Annotated in this window: 1 protein-coding gene; it reads left to right on the top strand. The window is 39.2% G+C overall.

Translation table 11 applies throughout. From position 1 onward, the window contains the following. Positions 1–54: 54 nt before the first annotated feature. Entirely contained in the window at positions 55–987 is a 933-nt protein-coding gene (locus tag ACX1N5_RS15710) for an IS5 family transposase (protein WP_458803578.1), read from the top strand. Positions 988–1,042 lie beyond the last annotated feature (55 nt).

The following is a 1,042-nucleotide window of genomic DNA, read 5'->3' as shown; positions in this document are numbered from 1 at the left end:
GGCTTTGTTGCACAAAGCTATTCTTAAAGGCTTCTTCATCAATATAATTTCCAAATGAAGAAGCCTGCATCTAAAATTTATCGCACAACGAATTGGTCCTCTTATAACCAAGCTCTAATCAAGCGAGGAAATATTTCAATTTGGTTCGATCCTCAGACTCAATGGTATGCTCAGCCACAAGCTAAGCATGGAAGAAATCAAACTTATTCTGATACAGCAATTCAGTGCTGTTTGATGATCAAATCTATCTTTCGACTTTCTTTGCGTATGGTCACAGGCTTTGTGCAAAGCCTAATTCAACTCAGTGGGTTAAGTTGGACAGCACCAGATTATTCCACACTTTGCCGACGACAAAAGCAGATTGATATTGCGATCAGCTATCAAAAAAGTCATGAAGGATTACATCTATTGATAGACTCAACTGGCCTTAAGTTTTTAGGCGAAGGTGAGTGGAAACGCAAGAAACATCAGCCTGAATATCGTCGGCAATGGCGTAAACTACATATTGGTATAGATGCTAAAACCTTGCAAATACGAGCTGTACAGCTCACAACAAATAATGTCAGTGATTCACAAGTCTTGGATGTTCTGTTGAATCAAATCCCATCTGATGAACGTATTGATTCTGTCTATACGGATGGAGCATATGACACGAAACAATGCCGACAGGTCATTGCAGATCGGCAAGCACATGCAGTGATTCCACCAAGAAAGAATGCAAAGCCATGGAAAGATAAGAAACTGGGATCTTTAGAGAGAAATGAATTATTGAAAACAGTTAAACATCTAGGAAGAACGCTTTGGAAAAAGTGGTCTGGTTATCATCGACGTAGTTTGGTCGAAACCAAGATGCATTGCATCAAACTATTGGGCGATAAACTCAGTGCAAGGGGTTTTAACAGTCAGGTCAATGAAATCCATGCACGTATAGCCGTGTTAAATAAATTTACAGAATTAGGCCGACCTCATACCCAAGTTGTCACTTAAATTTGAGCAACTTAGGAAAGCTCTATCTTTAAAATCTTTATGCAACAAAGCCATT

This window comes from Acinetobacter sp. ANC 4636, assembly GCF_054454555.1.
Note: the sequence above shows the minus strand (reverse complement) of the source record. Positions and strands in the feature narration are given on the sequence as shown.

Bases quoted from the DNA above. Each gene is read 5' to 3' on its own strand.
- ACX1N5_RS15710 (WP_458803578.1), top strand. From the start codon at position 55: ATGAAGAAGCCTGCATCTAAAATTTATCGCACAACGAATTGGTCCTCT.